The sequence below is a fragment of the Pseudoalteromonas sp. genome (assembly GCF_041629635.1).
Classification (GTDB): domain Bacteria; phylum Pseudomonadota; class Gammaproteobacteria; order Enterobacterales; family Alteromonadaceae; genus Pseudoalteromonas.
This window is the reverse complement of record NZ_JBFKMX010000267.1, coordinates 1-2,114: the sequence shown is the minus strand read 5'-3', so window position 1 is coordinate 2,114 and position 2,114 is coordinate 1. Positions and strand designations below refer to the sequence as shown.

Annotated in this window: 2 protein-coding genes; one reads left to right on the top strand and one right to left on the bottom strand. The window is 38.8% G+C overall.

Going from position 1 to position 2,114, the window contains the following annotated elements; genetic code table 11:
* Positions 1–39 precede the first annotated feature (39 nt).
* A complete protein-coding gene (locus tag ABYD77_RS18995; protein ID WP_372771654.1) occupies positions 40–1,236 on the bottom strand; it encodes a lipoprotein-releasing ABC transporter permease subunit in 1,197 nt (398 codons plus the stop codon).
* A gap of 203 nt (positions 1,237–1,439) precedes the next feature.
* On the opposite strand from ABYD77_RS18995, the gene ABYD77_RS18990 reads away from it, so the two are divergent.
* Positions 1,440–2,114 (top strand): SulP family inorganic anion transporter (locus ABYD77_RS18990; protein ID WP_372771653.1); only part of this gene is annotated, 675 nt, incomplete at its 3' end.

The window sequence follows — 2,114 nt, the reverse complement described above, 5'->3', positions numbered from 1 at the left end:
TATGATTTAGTTAAATGCTCACATTTAACAACAACGTGATTATTCATAGCGTAATACCTGTGCTGGGGCTAATTTAGCTGCGCGGGTTGCAGGGTAAAAAGTAGCTAAATAACTCATAATAATGCTTAAAGAAAAAATGACAGTAACTTGAAGCCAAGATACATCTACTGGTAATTGCATTCCTGCAATAATTTGTATGCCGATTAGTGCCAGTATTTCATTGATATTAATCGCCACACTCAAACCAAGCACAACGCCTAATACACTTCCAACTAAGCCGTTATACAGCCCTTGCACCATAAATACCTGTAGCACACCACTTGGAGATAATCCTAAGGTCTGTAATATCGCTATTTCTGATTGTTTTTCTGAGACCATCATTGTAAGTGCTGAAAGAATATTAAAAACGGCTACTAAAATAATTAAACCAAGCAATAAACTCATAATGCGTTTTTCCATTGCTACCGCTGAAAATAACGAGCCTTGGCTGTCTTTCCAGTCGCCTACTTTTAGTGGTTGTAATTGAGGTAGCTCAGTTAATAGGGTTTCAAGTTGAAATGGGTCATTAAGATAAACGGCGACTTCATTGAAATCTTTTGGTTTTACTCTATTAAGGCGAAGTAAATCATTAGTGCTAGTTAAAATAACTTGCGAATGAAATGCTGGATTATCAATCAATACAGCAACCGTAAAAAGGCGTTGCGACGGCATGCGACCAACAGGTGTAAACGTAGAAACGCTTGGTAGCATCAAACGCACTTTATCACCTACAGCAACATCTAACTGAGTGGCTAAACGGCGCGTAATTGCAACGGCATATTTGGTGTTGCTGAGTGCTTCAACAATACTTGGATTTAACATATTTTTGAGCGGGTTTTGTTGTTCTTTATCCACGCCATATATTTGTGCTGCAAGTAATTTACTGTTCGAAACAACAAGCCCTTCACTGCTTTTGAATTTCGAAATCGCGTTCACGTTCGCATTGCTACTGAGTGCTTCAATTACCGTGTGTTGATTATCACTATTCAGGGATAAGGTTAAATGTGGAACAATTTGAAGCATGGATTGTTTTAAACGGTTTTCAAAGCCATTCATAACACTAGTTACACAAATAAGCGCAATCATGCCTAGGGTAATACCGGCTATCGAGAAAAATGAAATAAAAGAGATAAAGCCATTGCCTTTGGCTAATTTCGCATAGCGCATGCCAATAAACAAACTAACTGGCTGAAACATAGATTAATGATTGTTTAATAAGTGTAATTTTCAGGAAGTTTAACACTTCTTAAGGATAATTGTATTTTTTTCTAGTACACGAATTGTTTTGTTACATAACAGATCTGATCAGTACAGTTTTATGCTTTAAATCGCGTCATGCTACTGTAACTTATTGTACAGTCTGGTTAGAATACCGCGTCTGAAAAATTGGGGTAAAACTTTTGATTGAGCGATTTAAGCATTTTCAACTTCGTGGTGACTTATTTGGTGGTGTCACTACAGCAATCATTTCATTACCACTCGCCCTTGCATTTGGTGTTGCCTCTGGAGCGGGCGCTGAAGCAGGTATTTGGGGTGCTATTCTAGTCGGTTTATTTGCAGCCCTTTTTGGCGGTTCTAACTCGCTTATTTCAGAACCTACCGGTCCAATGACCGTTATTATGACTGCTGTGCTTACAGCCATGATGGCTAAACACCCTGAGCAAGGCATGGCCATGGCTTTTACCGTAGTAATGATGGCCGGTGCTTTTCAGTTTTTACTCGGGTCTTTAAAACTCGGCAAATACGTTACCTTAATGCCATACAGTGTTATTTCAGGCTTTATGTCGGGCATTGGTGTTATCTTAATTATTTTACAACTAGCCCCACTACTTGGTCATAAACCACCGTCTGGCGGGGTTGTTGGTACGTTATCTGAATTACCAAGTTTAATTGCCAACCTTCATTTATCAGAGCTCTTTTTAGGTCTCGCTACGTTAGCTATATTATTTTACTTTCCTAAAAAGTACCGCAAATACATTCCTGCCCAATTAGTTGCATTAATCGCAATTACCTTAGTTTCAGTTATTTTATTTACTGACGAGGGCATTCGTCGGATTGGTGAAATCCCTACTGGC

Excerpts from the sequence above, each read along its gene's own strand:
- ABYD77_RS18995 (WP_372771654.1), bottom strand. The coding sequence starts at position 1,236 with ATGTTTCAGCCAGTTAGTTTGTTTATTGGCATGCGCTATGCGAAATTA.